The organism is Staphylococcus sp. LCT-H4 (genome assembly GCF_001866145.1).
Classification (GTDB): Bacteria; Bacillota; Bacilli; order Staphylococcales; family Staphylococcaceae; genus Staphylococcus; species Staphylococcus succinus.
In genome coordinates, this window is sequence record NZ_MODY01000001.1 from 530,338 (window position 1) to 551,974 (window position 21,637).

The window sequence follows — 21,637 nt, forward strand, 5'->3', positions numbered from 1 at the left end:
TATAGCATAACGTAAAATAGATTGATAAATAAAAAAAGGCTAACTCATCTATATAGTTAGCCTCATTTTATATTATTATACAAAAACTTTGTCTTTGTCTTTGTCACATTGTTTATTATCACCAATGCTTTCAATTTCTTCTAATGTTTTACCTCTAGATTCTGGAACACATTTTTTAACAAACACTACACCTAACATACAAATTATCCCGAAAATGGCAAACACAATTTCTTGAGAAAAATAAGCTGTCATAATTGGGAACAATAATCCCACCATAAATGATCCTATCCAGTTTAACGAAGAAGCGAAACCAGACGCAAATCCTCTTATTGTTAATGGGAATATCTCTCCAACGATTACCCAAGTAAGTGGTGCCCAAGTGAACGAATAAAAGGCAACATAGATACTTAAAAATACTACAATAATAATTGGGTTTACATTGGGAATAATCATTTTGATAAATACTGGTAATATAAAGGATAATCCCATTACCGTTCCACCTAATATTAACAAAGTTCTTCTGTTGAATTTATCTGCAATACATATAAATAACAATGATCCAAGTACTAAAATAATACCTTGAATAATTGGCCATAACAATGCTGAACTTGCCGAACTGCCTGTTGCTTGTTCAACAATTAAAGGTATATAGTAAAAAATTGCATTCGCACCTTGGAATTGTTGAAATGCTGCTACACCTAAACCTGCAACAACTAAGTATTTATATTTACTATTAAACAGTGTGCTCAAGGTATGATTTGTCGTCAATTTACTTTCTTTTTGAATGGTTGTTTGAATTTCTTCCAATTCATTTTTAATATCACCTTGTTTTCTTAAATTTAACAGTACATGTTTAGCTTCTTCGAACTTTTGATTTTTTATTAAAAATCTTGGAGATTCTGGTAATCTTAATACACCTAAAAATAATATTAATGCTGGTACCGCTGCTACACCTAGCATTAATCTCCATCCTAATTCTACAGGTAAATCTCTTAATAAATAATCGACAATATATGACAAGAGCATTCCAGAAACAATCATAGTTTGATTTAACCCTGAAAGTTGCCCTCTATACTTTGCTGGTGCCATTTCAGACATATATGCAGGTACTAAAGCTGATGCTGCACCAACCGCTAATCCTAAAATTATTCTTGAGAAAATCAAAAAGTAACTACCTTCATGTGGTGCTATACCAGATAATATAGACCCTACGATGAAAATTAATGCAGAGATTAATATCATTTTTCGACGTCCGAGTCTATCTGATAATCTTCCAGCTAATATTCCCCCAAATATAGCTCCTAACATTACAGAAGAAGTAATTAAACCTATAATAAATCCACTTTCTATACCCCAATCTTCTCTCAAAAATGGTAAAGCTCCAGTCATCACACCAATGTCATAACCAAATAGTATACCCCCAAATGCACCAAAGAAATATATAAAACTATTGGACACCTTACTATTCGTTTTCATCCCATTCACCCTCTTTTTGTAATTCGCAAAACAAGTCGCTTGTTATCGTATTAATGCATACTCTGCATCAAACATTTTCATAAGTGTTACTAATTGATTGGTATTGAGTTCAAGTGATAATACCGTATGGTGGCCACCGCCTTCTTCAATCCAGCTTTTCACGCCCTCTTCTAATGATGGTTTGACTTTCCATAATACTCTCGCAACTGGCAAGTTCGGTGCTGGCGCTGTTAATGTTTCCGCAGTGATTTCATTTACGATAAATTTAAAGTGTGTCCCCAAATCTAGCATCGTAACTACTACGCCATCTCCTGCTTTACCATCAAAAACAAGACGGGCAGGGTCATTTTTATCTCCTATACCTAATGGATTTACTACGATTTTTGGTCTTTCTCCTGCTAACGTTGGATCAACTTCTAACATGTGAGAACCTAAAATACGTTGTTGATTACTTCTCAGATCATAAGTGTAATCTTCCATAAATCCTGTTGATTTATTTTGAGTTGCAATTTTCAATAATCTGTCTAACGCTGCCGTTTTCCAGTCGCCTTCACCTGCAAAGCCATACCCTTGTTCATTCAATCTTTGTACCGCTAATCCAGGTAATTGCTTCATCCCATGTAAGTCTTCAAAGTTTGTAGTGAAGGCTGTATATGCGCCATCATCTAAGAATTTTTTAATCGCAACTTCATATTTAATTTGTTCAATGACTGATTCATTGAATTTTTCAACTGAATAATCTCTGTAATCAAAATCATACAGCTGTTGATACGTTTCAAATTGTTCATTAATTTCACTATCTGAAACCTCGTTAACATAAGCTACTAAATCTCCAATTCCGTAGTAGTCTACAGTCCAACCAAATTTGATTTGGGCTTCTATTTTATCTCCATCTGTAACTGCAACATTTCGCATATTATCACCAAATCTTGCTACTTTTAAGTTGAAACTTTCATTATATGCATTTGCAATAAGCATCCATTCTCTGACCTTAATCTGAGTACCTTCATCTTTCCAATGCCCAAATACAATCTCATTATTTTTATTTAATCGTTTGTTTATATAACCATATTCTCTGTCACCATGAGCTGATTGGTGTAAGTTCATATAATCCATATCAATGTTTTCCCAGGAAATATCATTGTAGAATTGCGTCGCTAAGTGTAATAATGGCTTTTGTAATAACTGTGTTCCTTGAATCCACATTTTGGCTGGAGAAAATGTATGCATCCATGTCACTACACCTGCTATTTCTTCTCTGTAATTTACTTCTTTCATAATGTCTGTAATTACATCTGCAGAAGTTGCCAATTGTTCATGCAATTCTAATTTAAAAGGTAAATTGGCATTTTCATTTAAATAGTCAGCAATTACTTGTGCATCTTCTCTTACTTGTTCTAAAGCTTCTTTCCCATACAGTTCTTGTGATCCTATAACAAACCAAAACTTTTTATTGTTAGTCATAAAATTTCCTCCTTAATTTTGTCCATAATATGCGTTTTTTCCATGTTTACGTTCATAATGTTTATCTAATATTTCTTGTGGCAATGCTGGAGCTTCTTGGTTAAGTTGTTTAGAAAATAAATTCATTTTACATACTTCTTCAAGTACTACTGCATTCATCACAGCGTGCGCACAATCTTTTGCCCAAACAAAAGGTGCATGCCCTTGTAATAAAACGGCAGGTACTTCATTTGGTTTAATATTCTTATCTTCAAATGTTTCAACTATGAGTTTTCCTGTTTCATACTCATAATTACTATTTACTTCTTCGGCAGTTAAAAATCGCGCACAAGGTACTGCACCATAAAATGTATCTGCATGTGTTGTACCCATTGCTGGAACATCCATTCCAGCTTGTGCCCATACCGTCGCCCAAGGAGAATGTGTATGTACTACACTTCCAATGCCCTCAAATGATTTATAAAGTACCGCGTGTGTAGGCATATCCGACGATGGATTTAAATTACCTTCTACTACTTCACAGTTCAAATTACAAACAACCATGTCGTCAGCACTCATTTCATCGTAATCAACACCGCTAGGTTTGATGACAAATAGTTGCGTTGCTTCATCAAATCCACTGACATTTCCCCACGTATATTTAATTAATCCTCTTTGAGGAAGTTCTAAATTTGCTTGATAAACTTCTTGTTTTAATTTTTCTAGCATTTTATTCACCCTCTAGATATTTATTCATCGATTGTTCTATAGGCAAGGCTTTTATTGTCTTTTCAATATAATGATTAAAGTTATCCACATCTTTCTTTTGAGGTGTTAGCGTTGTCTCATCTGCAGTAGCAAACACCCTTTCGCTTAAGAATGCTTCTAATGTTGTCTTGTGCTTTAATGTAGCGAACTGTGCTAAGACACTTATCCCCCATGCTCCACCTTCACTGGCATGCTTCATCACTGTGATTGGAGCATCCATAGCAGCAGCTAAAACTGACTGTGCAATACCTTCTGTTTTAAAAATGCCACCATGTGCAATCAGCTTATTTATTGTTATATTTTCATTATTTTTTAATAAATCCATACCTATTTTCAACGTACTGAATGCACTAAATAATTGCATTTTCATAAAGTTTGCTATCGTAAAGTTATGGTTCGGTTCTCTTATAAATAATGGGTAACCAACTTCAACATTGGTAATATTTTCTCCTGATACATATCCATAAGATAATAAGCCTCCTAAGTCATCATCACTCTTTTCAGATGTCTTTAAAATTTGTCCGTACAAATCATCTTGTGAAAAGTTCACGCCCATTGTTTTAAAAAGCTCTTCAAATAAATTCATCCAAGCATTGATTTCTGATGTACAGTTATTTGAATGAATCATCGCTACTTCACTGCTTGACGGTGTAGCAACAATATCAACTTCTGGGTATACCTTTTGAAGTGAATGATCTAGGACAATCATTGCAAAAGCACTCGTACCCGCTGATATATTACCTGATTGTGGCGTAATGGCATTCGTGGCTACCATTCCAGTGCCTGCATCCCCTTCTGGTGGACACATAATACATCCAGGCTCTAAGTTGCCCTCTGGATCAAGTAGTTGTGCACCTTCTTTAGTAAGATATCCCGCTACTTCACCAGCTGATTTAATTGAAGGTAACATGTCACACATTGATTTATTAAATCCATGTGCTTGTAATAACTGGTCAGCTTTGGCTAATAAATCTTTTCTATAACTTTGGTTTTGGACATCTACAGGGAACATCCCCGATGCATCCCCAATACCTAATACTTTTTCACCTGTTAAATACCAATGAATATAACCCGATAGCGTAGTTATATAATTCACGCTTGAAACGTGTGTTTCCTTGTTTAATATTGCTTGATATAAGTGTGCAACACTCCATCTTTCAGGTATATTATATTTAAATACTTCTCGAAGTTTCTGTGCCGCTTCTGTCGTATAGCTATTTCTCCATGTTCTAAAAGGTACCAATAAGTCTTCATATTCATTAAATGCTAAGTAACCATGCATCATACCACTTATGCCAATACTATTTATCGTTTTCAACGTTAAACCATATTGTGTTTGGAATGTTGTTGCCATATCTTTATAACTTTTTTGTATTCCAATCCAGATATCATTTACAGAATATGTCCAATAACCGTTTGTAAATTGATTCTCCCATTCATAATAGCCAGATGCTAAAGTATTGAATTGTTCATCAATCGCAACCGTCTTAATTCTTGTGGATCCAAACTCTATGCCTATTGAAATACCTGAGCTATCCTTCAATTGTGTAGCCCTTTGCATTATTAACACCTTCTCTTGTAATCGTTTTCATTAACATCATAGAATATTTGTCCGTACATGTCAACACAAATTATTTTTTGTCCGTATAAGTAATACATTAAAAAAGCCTAATACTATTAGGCTTGGGTTTAACTACTATTTAACTGAATTTCTTTCAATAATGTATGTATCAATCAATTCTGAAGGCTGCATTTTTCCGGTTTCAATCGTTTTTAACATCCAATTCGCTGCCTTTTCACCTAGCAACTCTTGAGGATGGGATGTTGTCGTTAATTTTATATCATCTAACTTACTAAGTACTGAATTATCTTCACCTACGATAGATATATCCTCTGGGACAGAAACCCCTATTTTTTCTAGGTTTTTCATAATATAATATGCGATTTGATCGTTATAACAAACTACAGCAGAGATATTAATTTGTTTGTCTTTAACATGTTGAATAAATTGGTTTAACACAGAATCTTTACTTTCTGTATCATAGGTATAGATATATTCACCTTTAAATACTTTATGATTGCTCTCAAAAGCATTGAAATATCCTTTCATTCGTAACTTACCCTGATTGTCATCAATTTTAGTAATTAATGCGATATTATCATGACCTTTATCTATTAAATATTTTGTAGCTAAATGCCCTGATTTAATATCATCAATAGCAATATAGGGTAAATTCAACTCTTCATACTTTGCATTTATAGATAATATTGGGATATGACGTTGTTTAAATAATGAATAGTAAGATAAATTAGGATTATATATATTACTCTTAGTAGGCTCAACGATTAGCCCTTTAATACCTTGATTCAACATCATTTCTAGACATTGTCTTTCATCAATATGATTATTATTAGTGCTGGCTAATATTAATGAATAACCATTTTCTCTTAATACTGTTTCTATACCACGAATGATACTTGGAAATATATAATCAGATAGATATGTGACAATAAGTCCGATTTTCTTTGAATTGTTTTTTTGATCTAAATTCAAATACTCATAACTTACGTACGATCCGGAACCTTTTCTTTTCTTTATGTATCCTTCAGTCACAAGTAATTCCATCGCTTGCCTAATCGTGTATCGACTGACACTGTACATGGTTTGAAAGTCTTTTTCCGTAGGTAATAAAGTACCTACTTGGTAGTCTTTACTAATTATTTTGCTTTTAATTTCATCCGCTATCACTTGATATTTGGGCTTATTCATAAATACAATCTCCTAGTTCTACCGTTATATTATTAATAATTTCAAGTATAGCATACAAAATAAATTCACTTCTTCTCTCTTGTTATAGTATTGTTCTACTATATGTAAAATGATTATGGTTTGTGTGAAATGCTATACTACGATTCCCTTTTCACTTTGCATCATACATGGTTTAATGACACTAATAAAGAAAATTTGATTATAGATTGGTAATTCTATTAATTGAAATATCAACTTTCCAATCATTTAACTGATTTCAAATGACCTTATGACAAATGCACTTTTATTTTACAATATTTCATGTATAAAAAAGCACCAGTAACATCTATCATGTTACCGGTGCTTTTAGTTAACATTATATTTATTTGATTAACCGTTCTGTTTTGCAAATGCTTGTCCAATAGCATTGAGTTTTATTGGGGCATCATGTACGCCCATCTTCACTTCGATTAAATGCATCATATGAGGTTGTTCATTAATTTGGTCAAAGGCTTGTTGCAATGATTCGCTAGTAGAAACATCATGAACACTCACTTCATCAGCACCGCCAAACACTGTAGGTAATAATTTATAGTCCCACATTTTAATGTCATTATACACAGCATGTTCACCATGAATCTTACGCTCTACTGTGTAGCCATCATTATTAATTATAAAGATAACTGGCTTAACTTTTTCTCTAATCATTGTCGACATTTCTTGTACTGTGAGTTGCAATGACCCATCACCAATTAGTAGCACATTTCTTCGATTAGGATCCGCTATTTGTGTGCCTAGTGTCGAAGGTAGTGTATAACCTATAGAACCCCATAGTGGTTGTCCAATAAATTTATTAGTACTGTATAATGCTAAATCATATGCCCCAAAGAAAGAAGTTCCCTGCTCAGCGATAATGACGTCATCGTCTTTAATAAAATCTTGCATCATTTTAAAGTAGGTCGCTTGAGTCAAAGGATCACGATTCAATTCATAGTCTTGTGATTTTGGACGTTGATATTTTGGAAAATCTGAATGATTCACATAATCTATTGAGATTAAAGCATCTAGTAATTCTGAAAGTGTAATATGCTCATTTTCCGTTTCATTCATTTTAAAATTACGATGGTTCATCATTACTACATCATCTATATCAAATTGGTAAGAATAACCGGCTGTTGCCGAATCAGTCAATTTAGCTCCAATATTTAAAATTGCATCGCTTTGATCTACATAATCTCTAATTCCTTCTTCTGCTAAAATACCGTCATAAACCCCCATATAGTATGGGTGTTCTTCATTAAATGCACCTTTACCTAATGATAATTGTGCAACTGGAATATGTGTTTTTTCTACAAATTCCACAAATTTTTTGTGTAAATTAAAACTGTTAATTTCATGACCTACAATAATTACAGGGTGATCTGCGCTTTGCAATTTTTCTTTAACCATATTGATATATTTTTCAGTATCTTTAAACTGATTATCGTCAAATTGAAATGCTTCAGTTACTTCTATTTCAATCGCTGCTACATCAATAGGTAGATGTATGTGCACTGGTCTTTTTTCATTAATAGCCGCTTTAATTACTCTTGGAATTTCAATTTGTGCGTTTTCAGGTGTGATATACGCTTGTGCTGTTGTAATTGGTTCGTACATTTTTCTATAGTCATCAAAATTCCCTTCTCCTAAAGAATGATGGACATATTTACCTGCACTTTCTACCTTACGTGTTGGCGCGCCAGTAATTTGTATAACTGGGACACGCTCAGCAAAGGCCCCTGCAATTCCGTTGACTGCACTTAATTCACCGACGCCAAACGTTGTAACCATGGCTCCAATACCTTTAATGCGTGCATAACCGTCTGCAGCATAACTTGCATTTAATTCATTTGTATTACCAATCCATTCCATGTCATCTCTACTTATAATATCGTCTAAAAATGTAAGATTAAAATCTCCAGGAACTCCGAAAACTTTGTCCACGCCTACAGCACTAATACAGTCCATTAAATATTGCCCTATACGTTTTTTCATACATCATTTCCCCTTTTTATCTTTCTTTACTACACTACAAACGTAACTCAAACAATAAAAAAGGTCAACTATATTGACTTAAATAAATAGTTTAACTTTCTGCTTTTAATTCTAATTGGTGAATCATATGCATCAACATTTCATTGTTAGGCGTTGGTATGCCAACTTTTTTTCCATATTTTACGATTTGACCATTTAAATAGTCTATTTCTGTTAATCTTCCTTTGTATAGATCTTGATGCATAGATGGATAATGTAACCCTTGAGCCTCTATAGGGTATGCTGCCTCAATCTTATTAACTAAAGTTTCAAAATCAAGTTCCAAACCCCTTGCTTTAGCGACTGCAACGATTTCTTCAATAACAGGTTCAATCATTTGTCGTGTATTAGGATATTGTGAGAATTGATTAATTGTCTTATCTAAAATTGTACATAATGGATTGAGTACACTATTTAACGTTGCTTTCGACCAAATGGATTGAAAGACATCGTCACTAATCTTTGAATTTAATTTAGCTTCATTAAAAACGTTGTTAATCTCAATCGTACGTTGATCTTCGTGGCCATCTGAGCGTTGCAATTCAATCGTACCTGTACCTTCTAAGAGTAATTGGCCCGGCCCTTTAAGACCAGCCGTCCACATCGTTACCGCTAAAAATATTTGGGATTTCGGAACAATATTTGCGAACCGTTCATCATGCCCAAGACCATTCATCATGGTCAGAATTGCAGTATCTTCTTTAATTGCATGTGCTATATTGAGTTTTTTAATCATCGTTTCTGAATCCATAGCTTTAGTCAAAACAATAATTAAATCATAAGTGTCAGTGACTTGTTCTGGGTATCGTGCTTTAATGTCATATTGATATGTACTTGTTTCCGTTTGGACGCTCATACCCTCTTTATTGATACATTCAATATGTTCAGCCCATTCATCCACTAGCGTAACATCATACCCAGCTTGTGCCATTTGTATACCTACACGTCCACCCATTGCACCAGTTCCTGCTATTGCTATTTTATACATCTAAATCCCCCTTTGTTTATCTATCTTTATCGTAGAATGAATTGATTTACCACGCAACCCATCCACAACAATGAAAAAAGCACAGCTCGTGAGCTGTGCTTAACAATATGCTATATGCTTTATTCTATTTCATCTTTTAAGTATTTAACTTCTTGAAAACCTGTGCGGTATGAAGCAAATTCTTCCATAATAGCATACCAATCGTTACCCACTTTTTTTTGAATTTCTTGGAATAAGTCATTTTGTGCTTTATTAAGTTCCTTAACCAACTTTGTACCTTTTTCTGTAGGGTATAACGCTTTAATTCGCTTGTCCGCTTCAGTTTGCTTTTCTATAATATATGCTTCATCTTTTAATTTTTTAAGGGCTGCATGACTACCTTGTTTTGAAATTTCCATACTTTTCAATAAATCTTTGATAGTAATTCCAGGGACTTTTTCTATAAAAAATAAAAATCTATGATGTTGTCTATTTAAACCATACGCTTCAATAATTTCATCCGCTGTATTTATAAATGTTTTATATGCAAAATAAAACAGCAAATTTTCATAATCATTATTATTTCCTTCCATTACTCACATTCCTTTACAACCGATATATACTATTTTAAACATTTTCATCACAATGATACGAACATCTTTATCTTATCACTATTAACCTATTTTTAAAGTATAACTTTCCATTGTTCAATAGAATAAAGTGATAAAAATAGGCTATTGTACCTAGTAATTAGGTACAATAGCCTAAATAATATCAGTAAGATGATAAAATCTTATCTTACTTAGCGCTTATCTTTTTCTGAATCAATTTTATCCGAGAACTTACTTAATTGTTTCTCTGCAAATGCTTTACCACCAATACCAAATGCAATCGCAAATGCTACCGCAACGGCACCTAGAATTAACAAGAATGCTACGTTAACAATGCTTTGAGCGAAGTTCAGTTGATCCAATGTCATAAATACCGAAACAATAATCACTAAATATTTCACAATTTCAGCTAACATAGCGTTACCTGTAGATTTATTGATTAATTTTGATACTAAATTACCACCAATTAATCCTAATGCTAAGATAATAGCCGCTGAAATTACTAATGGTAAATAACCAATAATGGCTTCACCGATTTTATTTAATACTGATAAATTAACAGTATTTAACGCTTGTACTGTGAAAAACAGACCAATTAATGTAGTTATAACCCATCCCGCTGCTGTTGGTATATCAATACTATCTTTGTTCTCACCAAAATTCACATAACGATTAAAACGACTTACATTTAAACTTGCGAGTAAGTTTTTCACTAACGTACCTAAAACTTTTGCGATAAACAATCCTAAGACTAGAATAATTACAGCAACAATAATTTTAGGTGCAAAGTTAAGTATGCTACTTGTCATACCTTTAATCGGTTTTGATACTGATTGCATATTTAAAGTATCAAATACTGATGGTAAGAATAATAGGAATACTAAGAAATAAGCAAGTTTACCAAATGTTTGTATAATACCTGAAGATTCGGACTTGCCACTGTCAGCATCTACTAATCCTTTCTTTTGTAACCAAGATTCAAATCCTAATGCTCCAAGACCCTTGACTATAATTTTCTTAACTATTACTGCGATTATCCATGCAATAAGTAAGAATATAAGCGCTCCAATAATGTTTGGAACAAAGCTAATAATTTTATCTAATACACTCATTAAAGAATCTAATATTTTATTCATAATGATTGCCCCCTTTTTATGATAAGATACCCTAGTAAAAATTGAGTAATCATTTTTATATAAATTTTTGGCGTATATTTTTCATAAAAAGTTATATTTAGATTAAATCAAAATTTTAAATATAAAAAATAGCTTAAAGCAAGGTTACACTATGCTTTAAGCCATAAATACTTTAATACGTATTAATTTTCGATAATATCTAACCCTTTTTCTCTTAGTTCCTTCAAGCCCTCTAGCATTTGATTAATTGTGTCTTCTGAATGACTTTCCCATGTAGCTAATTCGCCAATAATTCTTAATGGTTCAGTTGAACGATATGAACGTGTAGGGTTGCCAGGAAGTTTTTTATCGGTAACGTTAGGGTCATTTTCAAAATCTCCTGTAGGTTCAACGATATAAATATGTTCTTTAGCTGGTCCATCACTTAACGCCGCAGCAAGTTCCGCTCCCCATTTAGCAGTATCTAATGATCCAGTAAAGTAAATATGATTCATGATTCTATCTTGATAATTTGACTTACGTTGTGCATGAAGTAATGTTCCTAACTCTAACGCAGCTTTCGTACCATGAAAGAATGGCCCTTGGTCTAATACATCATTTTGTTCAATCATCACTCAACACTCCGTTTCTCCTTAAGCTATTCATCAGTATAAACCTCTGCAGTCTCAAGAAGTAGTCTATAATAATATTTTTATTTATAGTATAATAAAGACAAAGGACGTTATTTATCTTTATATTTTTCCGTAAAAAAGACCTATTTGTTCGTGTATATCACTTAGCAAATAGGCTTTCATTGATTAAACCATATTTATAAGATACATCACACCATTCACAGCATCTTATAATATTATATTAAGATTTTTCTAAATGAACCATATCATCAGCTTTATCTGTAAAAATGCCGTCTACACCCCAATTTGCTAATTGGTTTGCTCTTAATTTTTTATTAACTGTCCAAACATTAAGTTCATATCCAGCATTTTTTATCATTTTAACACGTGCTTGTGTTAGTTTCGCATCTTCGATATTCACTGTTTTCGACCCACAAAATTCTAATACAGTTCTCCAATCACTCTCAAAGGCCGCTGCTTTAAAAAGCACTGCTCTTTTATATTTTGGCATAATACGCTCAGATAATTTTACTAATGGAATATTAAAGCTCGATATCATTACCTCTAAATGTGCATCTAATACTTTTAATTTTTCTGCAACTTGTGTGACCATACTTTTAGACAACTTTGTACCTTGGTCTCCAGTGACACCTTTTAATTCTACATTTAAATTCACTTGTGCTGAATTCGCAAATTTTATGACATCATCAAATGTAGGTAACTTTTCCTCTTTGAAATTAGGACCAAACCAACTACCTGCTGATGCATTCTGTAATTCGTTATAATTGAGCTGTGTAACCTCTCCTACCATATCTGTGGTACGATCTAAATAATCATCATGGATAATGACTAACTGCTCATCTTTGGTAATTGCTACGTCGAATTCAACCCATTTTAATCCCGATACTTTCGAAGCAGCTTTATACGAAGCCAATGTATTTTCTGGTGCTTTGCTCGGTAACCCTCTATGACCATATACTGTAAACATCTACTCTTCTCCTTAAAAATGTAATTTAAAGTAATTATGAATATGATAAACAGTATATTACAAATAATCAAAAATATGTGTTTATAGTATTTTTATCATTCGACTTCTAGAGACGATTTACTTTTTAGATTTTCAAAATATTCCACAATACTTTCTCTTGTTTTATTAATAATGGGAACCATATTACTTTTACTTTTATAACAAATACCTATCGTTCTATTTGCTACATAGTTTTTAATTGGAATTTGCTTTAAATTTGCAATTTCTATATTTCTTAGATGCGGTAATATGGATATACCCAATCCAGAGCTAATAAAAGCGGCAATAGTAATCGTCTCATCACCTTCAAAATTAATTTCTGGACTAAATTCATATGCTTTGAATATTTCATCTACTTGTTCTCTTAAAACGTAGTCTTGTTTAAGTAAAATAAACTTTTCATCAATGAGTTCCTTTATGGATATCTCTGTTCGCTGCGCTAATGGATGCGTTTCATTCAGTGTTACGTATAACGCTTCCTTTAATAATGGCTCAAATTGGGTGTTTTGTGTAATTTCAGACACAGTGGTAATTACAATATCTGCCTCTCCGTCATCTACCATTTTCAACAGATTTTTAGCATTGTTCTGTACAAGTTTTAATTGAATATCTGGAAATTTAAGCTTAAATGATTTAAGAAATTCTGAAATATAAGTCACACCCACAGAATGTAAAAATCCAATCGTCAGTTTACCATGATAGGCATGCGTAGAATTTATAATATTACTTCTATATATTTCCATCTCACTCATAATATTATTTGTCGTTTGAAGAAATTCTGTCCCATATTTATTTAACTTTATCGTCCTACCTATTCGATTAAACAAAGGGACACCTAATTCTTTTTCCAAATTTTTAATTGACCTACTCAATGCAGATTGGCTTACATTTAAAGTCTTTGCAGTCTCAGACATATTTTCTGATTTCGCTAATTGTTTAAAGTATTCAAAATGATGCCATTCCATTACTTTCACCTCTTATGCACTAAACACATTGATTATATGATAATTATGCATTTTTTATCTTATCTATTCCATGCTAACATAAAATCATCAACCATAAGTGAGGTAAGTGCAATTGGATAATCTAAGTAACAACTATGTTGAAAAGGGTTCAAAATCATACATAAAAATCATTGTTGCCCTCTTCATCTCAGGCTTCACTATATTCTCAATACTGTATAGTGTACAACCGTTAATACCTCATTTCACCAAAACATTTCACGTCAGTGAAACAATGGCAAGTTTAGCTTTATCTTCAACTACTTTAACGTTAGCCATAGCTATGTTGTTTTTTGGTGCTATATCAGAAGTCATTGGTCGTAAACCAATCATGGTATTCTCAGTTATTTCTGTATCTATATTAGCTTTAGTACAATCCTTCATTACAGATTTTAATACTTTTTTAATTATTCGGTTCATTCAGGGTATTTGTCTAGCAGGATTACCTTCTATAGCGATGGCCTATATTGGGGAAGAAATCTCCATCAAAAATTTGCCCGAAGCTATGGGTATCTATATTAGTGGAAATGCTTTTGGGGGTGCGTTTGGAAGAATTTTTACAGGTTTTATTTCAAGTATCTACGGCTACCAAGTAGGCTTACTGTCCATCGGAATTATAAGCGTTATAGCTGCATTACTATTCACAATTCTACTACCACCGTCTAATCATTTTGAAAAGCAACGTTTTTCAATTAAGGATTTATTTTCTAGCTATGCCCAACATTTAAAAAACATTCGGTTATTAAAACCCTTTATGCTAGGTTTTTTACTCTTAGGATGTAATATTGCTGCTTTTAACTATATTAGCTTTGTTTTAGCATCTAGACCTTATCAATTACATGATAGTATCATTAGCTTTATTTACTTATTATTTCTCATTGGCATGTTGTCTTCTATTTTAAACGCAAAATTACGTGCAAAGTTAGGGACGTTAAATGCTTTGAAATTCAGTATACTCATGTTAATTTTTGGAATTTGGATCACCCTCTTACCGCCATTAGGTTTTAAAATAATCGGCTTAGCTTTTAGTGTTTACGCATTTTTCAGCGGCCACGCTATATCAAGTGCAGTAGTCGCTGGACGTGCTGAACACCATAGAGCACAAGCTTCAAGTTTATACTTATTATTTTATTACATGGGGTCTTCTGTCGGAGGAACTTTAGCAGGTTATTTCTATGGTTTATTCCAATGGTCAGGTGTGGTTATGATGATCACATTATTTATGATTATTGCATTCATTATTTCAGCAACAATCAAACAACGCTGAACTTTATTAGGTTAGACCATTATAAAAAAGGGGTTGAAATTATCAGCCCCTTTTTTTATCGTTTGAACTTCGTTAGCTTATACTTATACTGTCTTATAACTATACATACTCGCTAATAAACCCAGAATTAAAATAACTGAAGCAAAAATCAATGCTGCATTATAATTTCCGCTGTTTCCAATCAGTACACCTGATACGGTAGGCGCAATCATCTGACCCAAACTGTATATTACAGTTAAAGTGGCTACTAAATTGATTTTACTTTCACTTTTGAACATTAAATTTTGTCCTTCAGACATAAATAATGTTGTTAACCCCAGAAACGTACCTCCAAATAATAGTGAACTAATGATGAGACTGACCATGCTTTCAGAGAATACTGGTAATACCACAACTATGATTTGTAAAATAAATGCTAAATAAATTGCCTTACCCCGTCCTATTTTATCAGCCAATACAGACCACAAAATGGTAGAAGGGATAGCACCTAATCCTACAAACATCCAGCTCAATGCAGCATACTCGGACAACGCTGGAATCGATTTAACAATTGCTACTAAGAAGGTCCCTGTAATAATATAACCTGCACCTTCACAAAAATAAGATACAGAAAACCAAAACATAAATCTTTTATTCAGCTTAACCCGAGACGCAGAAACTTTTTCATGTGCGACTGACTTCCTATTATCAAAGGTAGGATTTTGTCTCATTCCCATAATAACGAAACTTCCTATAACCAAAGAACATAGACCAAGTATTACCCATGTCATTGACCATGATTGAGAAGTAGTAAATATAAATATAAATATACTACTTGCAAAAATACCTAGACCTACTGCACTATACAACATACCTGACATACGTTCTTTGTTAGCTAACCTCAAAGCTTCTAGCGTTATATTCGATGCTAAAACAAACACGGTACCACTTGTTATGCCAGAAATAAGCCTAAACATTATCCATAATATGAAATTCTCAGAAATCCCCATTAATAAAGTAGTAATAATATTTATTAATAAATATATTTTTAAGTCTGTCACTTTATTAAATATTATAATCCAAATAGGGATTATTGCCCCAATCAAATAACCTAAATAGTTAATGGTTGCTAGAATACCTGCATTTTGGTCATTCATTCCTTCTATATGTTGCATAAATGGCATAATTGGCGTATATGCAAAACGTCCAATAGCCATAACGATGAACAAACAAACCATTCCTAATATCAACTGTTTATATGCATGCTGCATCTTCTACGCCCCTTTATATATCATAATGCCATTATACGCTTAACTTTAAATATTACATACATGCGATACTACTTTTTAACAATTTAAATACTTAAAATATACTATATGCTCTTTCATTTTTAAAAACAGAAGTATAGAATAGATAACATTAATGTCAGAATATTCTTTAAATTAAAATTGAGGAGGCTTTGAAATGGAACATTCAAATACACTATGGAAAGACTGGAGGTTACACGGTATTGTGTTGTTGATAATGATTATTTCGGAAGTTATTGGCGCACACAAGATTCCTTTAGGTATGACTTCAATCCTCTTGTTACCGGTAGTCTACGCTGTATTACTAGGGTTAGCTGTTTACTTCACGCCAATTATTAAGCAAAAGCAAGCTAAAAATTCTGAATCTATGGTTTTCATATCAGTTGCTTTACTCATTGCAAAATTTGGTGTTGAAGCCGGTCCTGCATTACCCAAAATTATTGCTGCTGGCCCCGCTCTTATATTACAAGAGTTAGGTAATTTAGGAACCATTATTCTCTCATTACCTTTAGCGATACTACTTGGTCTTCGACGAGAATCCATTGGTATGACTCATTCTATTGGCCGTGAGCCAAACTTAGCACTGATTACTGAAAAATTTGGGATCGCTTCCCCCGAATGGCGCGGTGTAATGTCTATGTATATTTTCGGCACCATATTTGGCGCTATATTTTTTAGTATTTTTTCTGGACTTATCATATCTATTTTACCGTTAAGTCCTATTGCTTATGCGATGGCTACTGGAGTTGGGAGTGGTGTAATGACAGCAGCAGCATTGGGTCCACTAGTTGAAATGTATCCCAATCAGACGAGTACTATAACCGCATTTTCAGGCGTTAGTAATTTGTTAACTTCCGTAACAGGACTTTACATAGGTATGTTGATAGCACTACCACTAACACGTAAATACTACAGTTTCATTATGAAAGTTAAAAATAAATTCAGCAAAAGCAAGGAGTGATTAAAGTGTCGGCTAAAATTTCAAATTGGATTCTCACATTAATCGTTGTAGGTTTTATTTCACTTATGAGTAATTGGATTGGCTATGGCACGCTACCTTTCAACGCACTTCCAGGCATAATCGTGCTTATGGTAATAGCTTTAATTGGTTTAATACTTTGCAATATTATACCGTTCAATATTCCTAGCATTGCGTATATCGGTATTCTTGGTTTAATATTAACCATTCCAGGCGTCCCCGGTTCAATGCATATCATTGAATGGACTGAAAAAGTTGACTTACTTTCATTAGCTACCCCTGTAGTAGCCTATGCTGGTGTATCTATCGGGAATTCTTGGACAGATTTCGCAAAATTAGGGTGGAAAACAGTAGTAGTAGGAATCGTTATACTTATTAGCACCTACGTAGGTTCTGCTGTAGTCTCAGAAATTGTATTACGCCTTCAAGGCATAGTATAAATCTTATTTTATTGGCTAGACATCATTTTCTTAAACCCAAAATGCCCCTACTTCTTAGTAGGGGCATTTTTTGATACTTACTTTACTAATTTAAAATATAAATGATACATATTATTGATCTGAGGATGTTTTTTTACGACGTTTTCCAAGTAACAATAGCGTTCCTATTGTAACGAACAAACTACTCAATAACATACTGTGTGTCTCATAATTAATACCAGTTTTAGGCAATTGCTTATTTCGTTGTATTGATTCTTTTCTATTACTTGAATTAAGCGCGGCATTGTCTTGATTCATCCGCTCTAAATTTTGCTTGCTCAGTGACATTATATTATTTTTTATTGCATCTTTATCTTTCACTTTAACCAATTGGTCTGGCACATCAATAGTATTATTTTTCGTTTCATCTATTAAATGGTTTATTTGTTTAGTCTTATGCGGCTCGTCTGCTTGATTTGAAATAGCTGTTTGTGCCGTTTTTACAATTATATTCACATGTTCAGAAGCATTACCATTTTTGTCTATAGCTTGTATCATTATAATATCACCAGCATGAAGATGGCCATCTTTAGGTAAAGTAATCACAAAGTGACCATTATTATCAACTACGTGTTTTATTTCTTTTTCATTTGGTAATACGATTATTACTGTGGATCCTGGCTCTGCTGTTCCATGAATTTCAGGATCTTCACTTGTCACTTGATTCACCGTTGGTGCTGTCGGTGCTGTCTTATCTTCTATCACAACTTCTACCACTTCGGATTCGTTTCCTGATGCGTCAACCGCTGTTACTTGTAATACTTCTCCGCCTTCATATTTCTCATTCTCCGGTAAATCGACAATATAATTTCCTTCGTCGTCTGCTTCTGTTATCAGCTCTACTCCACTTGGCAGTATTACTTTGACCGTGGATCCTGCTTCCACTGTCCCACGAATTTCAGTATCTTCACTTGTCACTTGATTCACCGTTGGTGCTGTCGGAGGGGTTCCATCTGAAACTATAATTAAATCTGATGGGTAACTTTCTGTTCCATCTTTTTCTGCTAGAGCTGTTACGATTGTTCCAGCAGCTAGTGGTTTTATCAATTTTATTGAGACATCATTTTTTCCTTTCTCAATTTTAGCACTACCTATAATATTTCCATTATCATCTTGTAAAGTAACCGTTGCCCCTTCTATACCATGAATTGTTATCTCTTTATCTGCATCCGTAATAGGATCCAGTGTCGGTTTTAATATTTCATGCATATCAATAATATTAAATTCACTGATTTCATCATTGTCATAATGAGGTGATTCAATAGCAATAGTATATTTCCCAGCCGATGCATTAGCTATATCTATCGTAAAATCTCCATTAGGTTCCACGTTATTTCTACCTATTTCTTCACCTTTTTCATTCAATACTTTTGCTATTTGTCCTACTGCATTTGGTGCAAGGTATACATTTCCTGAGACAACTGTTTCATCTGTAGTTATGTCTGAAACAATAGGTCTTCCTACTAATGGTGATGTTTTATGGATTAAATATTCTTCCCCATCTTTTTTACCATCATTATCCGTATCTTGATTCATAGGATCTGAAAGTGATTGATGTATTTCAAAATTATCTGTAAGCCCATCTTGATCAATATCTTGAATATAGTAAGATGATGTTCCAAAAGTATTGTCAATCATACCACCATCTCTATCAGTCAAATATCCGTAAAAAGTAAAATCTTCTTTGATTTTGGATGTTTGCCCTATTAAATTTCCATCTTGGTCATCAAAACCTGACTCTCTAGTTAATATGTTATTTGGACTTTGATTAAATTTAGCCACTATTCTTATACCAACTGTTTCTGGTAATGCATTATTAAATTCTATAAGTGTATTTAAATTTTCAGCAGATATAGATCCATGACCTTGTGAATCTACTGTAAGGTTAGCAACTTTGTTATTTTCATAATATTTTTTATCAAATCCTGATACACCTTCAAAATCATATCTATGTAACTCTAATGATTCAATAAATGGTAAAAGTTCTGGATCAATTTTATAATTATATGTCCATTGCTTATTTAAACCTAAATCTAGTAAAGGACCGCCATAATTAAATATCCCATTTTTCATTATTTGCTGATCTGCCACAAGACCACCAAATCCACCAATTGATGGATCGTATTGTACCGAACCACTGCTTGCTTTAAATGCACTATTAGCAGCAACAGATTTCGAATGTTTTAAATTATTATAAGTTGTTTCAGACAACGTTAAAAAATAACCACTACTCTCAGAAGTTCTGATTTTTTTATTTTCCAATGAATCTTTCACGTAAATTAAATAATTCATTTTATCGTTATCTAAATTTTCAACTTTCGCTAAAACATTTTCTACTGTGTCATCTAATTCTATTCTTCCTCCTTCAGCAGTGTATTGGCTGAGAATTTCTGCTCCACCAAATAATCCTCCATTTGCTCTAATATAATTTATTTGCCAAATATTAGTCTTCTTACCTACATTATTGATGACACGATTAAATGCAACAATATTTTCCCTATTTGCTGGTTTAATTGTAATACTTTTGACGTGGTCAGCTATAAAAGGATCTAGTTGTAAATTAATTTTATACCTATCCCCTGAATTAGCTCCTGTTAAGTAGCTATGTATTTTAAAAGGAATGACTTTACTTTTCAAAACTTTTTTTTCTGTTAAATTTTCTGGATCAAAAATAAGTGACTGAAACGTATAGTTATCTGAGTAAGGCAATGTTTCCAATGAATTATCCTCAGTAGCCTCTCTTGTCGAAATGTTAGGTGATGTTTTGAAGTTGCGCCTAGCCTTTGGCATGGCAGTTAGTTGCGTGGATCGCGTTTGTCGGAGTGTCTTTCTATTTTCCTTCTTACCTATTGGTTCCTTAGAACTTTGCAAATATGCTTTTGTCATTGATGGTGCGTTTTGAGATGTTTGTACATCTATTATTTTATCCTTAGCATTTTCACTCTCAACATTATGTTTATATTCAGATGATTTTGTATGTACAGTGCTTTGTTTATTAAAGTCATCTTTTGAGGTTTTAGATGTATTGGGTTTATCTAGTTCATCTCTTATATCTTCTTTTACGCCTTCTGTTGTATCATCGGTATTTGAAATAATATCTTTCTCTTTAGAAGGGAGTTGAACATTATCAACCTCCTCCTCTGCATTTATATTCTCTGTATTTTGGCTTTCTGAAGTTATTTGCGATAAGTTAGCCTTTTTCATTTCTACATTGTTAGTTGGTTGATTCTCTGAAGTTGCGTCGCTATCAATGTGTTCTTCATTAACTGTTGAAGCTTCATCATTTTCTTTAAGCGTTTCAGAATTTTCATTTGAATATTCAGAGCTTTGAGCAAATTGATTTTTTTCTATTTCATCTGCTTTTGCCTCTTTATTTAATCCAAATACTAATGTTGCACCTATAAGTAGTGATGCTGTACCAACTGTAAGCTTTCTTATCGAATACTTATTCAAATGACTCGACATAAAATTACAATTATTATTCATTAGTTTCCTCCACATTGTATAATTTGAAAATAATTACATTTTATATGATAGAACAATACGATAATTTTTTTAAGTAATTTCGAAAAGTTTTTAACTTTTAATTATATGATACTCTTGTATAATACTTAGGATTTTTTATATAGCTAAAAACATTAAAAACCCATTGTTTTTCAACAGTGGGCTTTATCGTGCTTAATAATATTTTTAATTGTACGGATTTAATTTCAATACTAATAGAACAAATTAATTTTGATATGAAATTGTTAGTACTCTAATAT

At 33.0% G+C, this 21,637-nt stretch carries 17 protein-coding genes; 3 read left to right on the forward strand and 14 right to left on the reverse strand.

Annotated elements, in window-relative coordinates:
• Window positions 1-75: 75 nt before the first annotated feature.
• From BK821_RS02490 to BK821_RS02545, 12 genes are all read right to left on the reverse strand, one after another.
• Entirely contained in the window at window positions 76-1,476 is a 1,401-nt protein-coding gene (locus tag BK821_RS02490; RefSeq protein WP_046837489.1) for a sugar porter family MFS transporter, read from the reverse strand.
• 42 nt (window positions 1,477-1,518) lie between these two features.
• Window positions 1,519-2,940: an L-arabinose isomerase gene (gene araA, locus BK821_RS02495; RefSeq protein WP_046837488.1), complete on the reverse strand. Its 1,422-nt coding sequence runs from the start codon at window positions 2,938-2,940 to the stop codon at window positions 1,519-1,521.
• Between the two features lie 12 nt (window positions 2,941-2,952).
• Window positions 2,953-3,648 carry an L-ribulose-5-phosphate 4-epimerase gene (locus tag BK821_RS02500; RefSeq protein ID WP_046837487.1) on the reverse strand — a complete coding sequence of 232 codons (696 nt, stop codon included), beginning with the start codon at window positions 3,646-3,648 and terminating at the stop codon, window positions 2,953-2,955.
• Window position 3,649: 1 nt separating this feature from the next.
• Window positions 3,650-5,248 (reverse strand): xylulokinase, encoded by a 1,599-nt coding sequence (locus tag BK821_RS02505; RefSeq protein WP_071331110.1) that lies wholly within the window; start codon window positions 5,246-5,248, stop codon window positions 3,650-3,652.
• A 135-nt stretch (window positions 5,249-5,383) separates the two neighbouring features.
• Window positions 5,384-6,457, reverse strand: coding sequence for a GntR family transcriptional regulator (locus BK821_RS02510; RefSeq protein ID WP_046837485.1), 1,074 nt, complete (start codon window positions 6,455-6,457; stop codon window positions 5,384-5,386).
• Between the two features lie 369 nt (window positions 6,458-6,826).
• Window positions 6,827-8,470, reverse strand: coding sequence for an alpha-keto acid decarboxylase family protein (locus BK821_RS02515; protein WP_071331111.1), 1,644 nt, complete (start codon window positions 8,468-8,470; stop codon window positions 6,827-6,829).
• A gap of 91 nt (window positions 8,471-8,561) precedes the next feature.
• A complete protein-coding gene (locus BK821_RS02520) occupies window positions 8,562-9,497 on the reverse strand; it encodes a ketopantoate reductase family protein (RefSeq protein ID WP_046837483.1) in 936 nt (311 codons plus the stop codon).
• A 119-nt stretch (window positions 9,498-9,616) separates the two neighbouring features.
• The gene (locus BK821_RS02525) at window positions 9,617-10,069 is read right to left on the reverse strand and encodes a MarR family winged helix-turn-helix transcriptional regulator (protein ID WP_046837482.1); all 453 of its coding nucleotides are present in this window, start codon (window positions 10,067-10,069) and stop codon (window positions 9,617-9,619) included.
• Window positions 10,070-10,278: 209 nt separating this feature from the next.
• Window positions 10,279-11,223 carry a mechanosensitive ion channel gene (locus BK821_RS02530; protein WP_046837481.1) on the reverse strand — a complete coding sequence of 315 codons (945 nt, stop codon included), beginning with the start codon at window positions 11,221-11,223 and terminating at the stop codon, window positions 10,279-10,281.
• Window positions 11,224-11,405: 182 nt separating this feature from the next.
• A complete protein-coding gene (gene arr, locus BK821_RS02535) occupies window positions 11,406-11,834 on the reverse strand; it encodes an NAD(+)--rifampin ADP-ribosyltransferase (protein ID WP_071331112.1) in 429 nt (142 codons plus the stop codon).
• Window positions 11,835-12,075: 241 nt separating this feature from the next.
• On the reverse strand, window positions 12,076-12,822 hold the full coding sequence (locus BK821_RS02540; protein ID WP_046837479.1) for a glycerophosphoryl diester phosphodiesterase: 747 nt from the start codon (window positions 12,820-12,822) through the stop codon (window positions 12,076-12,078).
• Between the two features lie 95 nt (window positions 12,823-12,917).
• Window positions 12,918-13,826 (reverse strand): LysR family transcriptional regulator, encoded by a 909-nt coding sequence (locus BK821_RS02545; protein ID WP_046837478.1) that lies wholly within the window; start codon window positions 13,824-13,826, stop codon window positions 12,918-12,920.
• 112 nt (window positions 13,827-13,938) lie between these two features.
• On the opposite strand from BK821_RS02545, the gene BK821_RS02550 reads away from it, so the two are divergent.
• Window positions 13,939-15,129, forward strand: a complete 1,191-nt coding sequence (locus tag BK821_RS02550) for an MFS transporter (protein ID WP_046837477.1) — start codon at window positions 13,939-13,941, stop codon at window positions 15,127-15,129.
• An 83-nt stretch (window positions 15,130-15,212) separates the two neighbouring features.
• Here BK821_RS02550 and BK821_RS02555 read toward each other — a convergent pair whose 3' ends face one another.
• The gene (locus BK821_RS02555; RefSeq protein WP_071331113.1) at window positions 15,213-16,379 is read right to left on the reverse strand and encodes a YbfB/YjiJ family MFS transporter; all 1,167 of its coding nucleotides are present in this window, start codon (window positions 16,377-16,379) and stop codon (window positions 15,213-15,215) included.
• A gap of 193 nt (window positions 16,380-16,572) precedes the next feature.
• Here BK821_RS02555 and BK821_RS02560 point away from each other — a divergent pair, with 193 nt between their 5' ends.
• The gene (locus tag BK821_RS02560; protein ID WP_071331114.1) at window positions 16,573-17,376 is read left to right on the forward strand and encodes a DUF3100 domain-containing protein; all 804 of its coding nucleotides are present in this window, start codon (window positions 16,573-16,575) and stop codon (window positions 17,374-17,376) included.
• A gap of 5 nt (window positions 17,377-17,381) precedes the next feature.
• Window positions 17,382-17,834 carry a hypothetical protein gene (locus tag BK821_RS02565; RefSeq protein WP_119596864.1) on the forward strand — a complete coding sequence of 151 codons (453 nt, stop codon included), beginning with the start codon at window positions 17,382-17,384 and terminating at the stop codon, window positions 17,832-17,834.
• Window positions 17,835-17,945: 111 nt separating this feature from the next.
• On the opposite strand, the gene BK821_RS02570 is transcribed toward BK821_RS02565, so the two are convergent.
• A complete protein-coding gene (locus tag BK821_RS02570) occupies window positions 17,946-21,359 on the reverse strand; it encodes an Ig-like domain-containing protein (protein ID WP_071331115.1) in 3,414 nt (1,137 codons plus the stop codon).
• Window positions 21,360-21,637 lie beyond the last annotated feature (278 nt).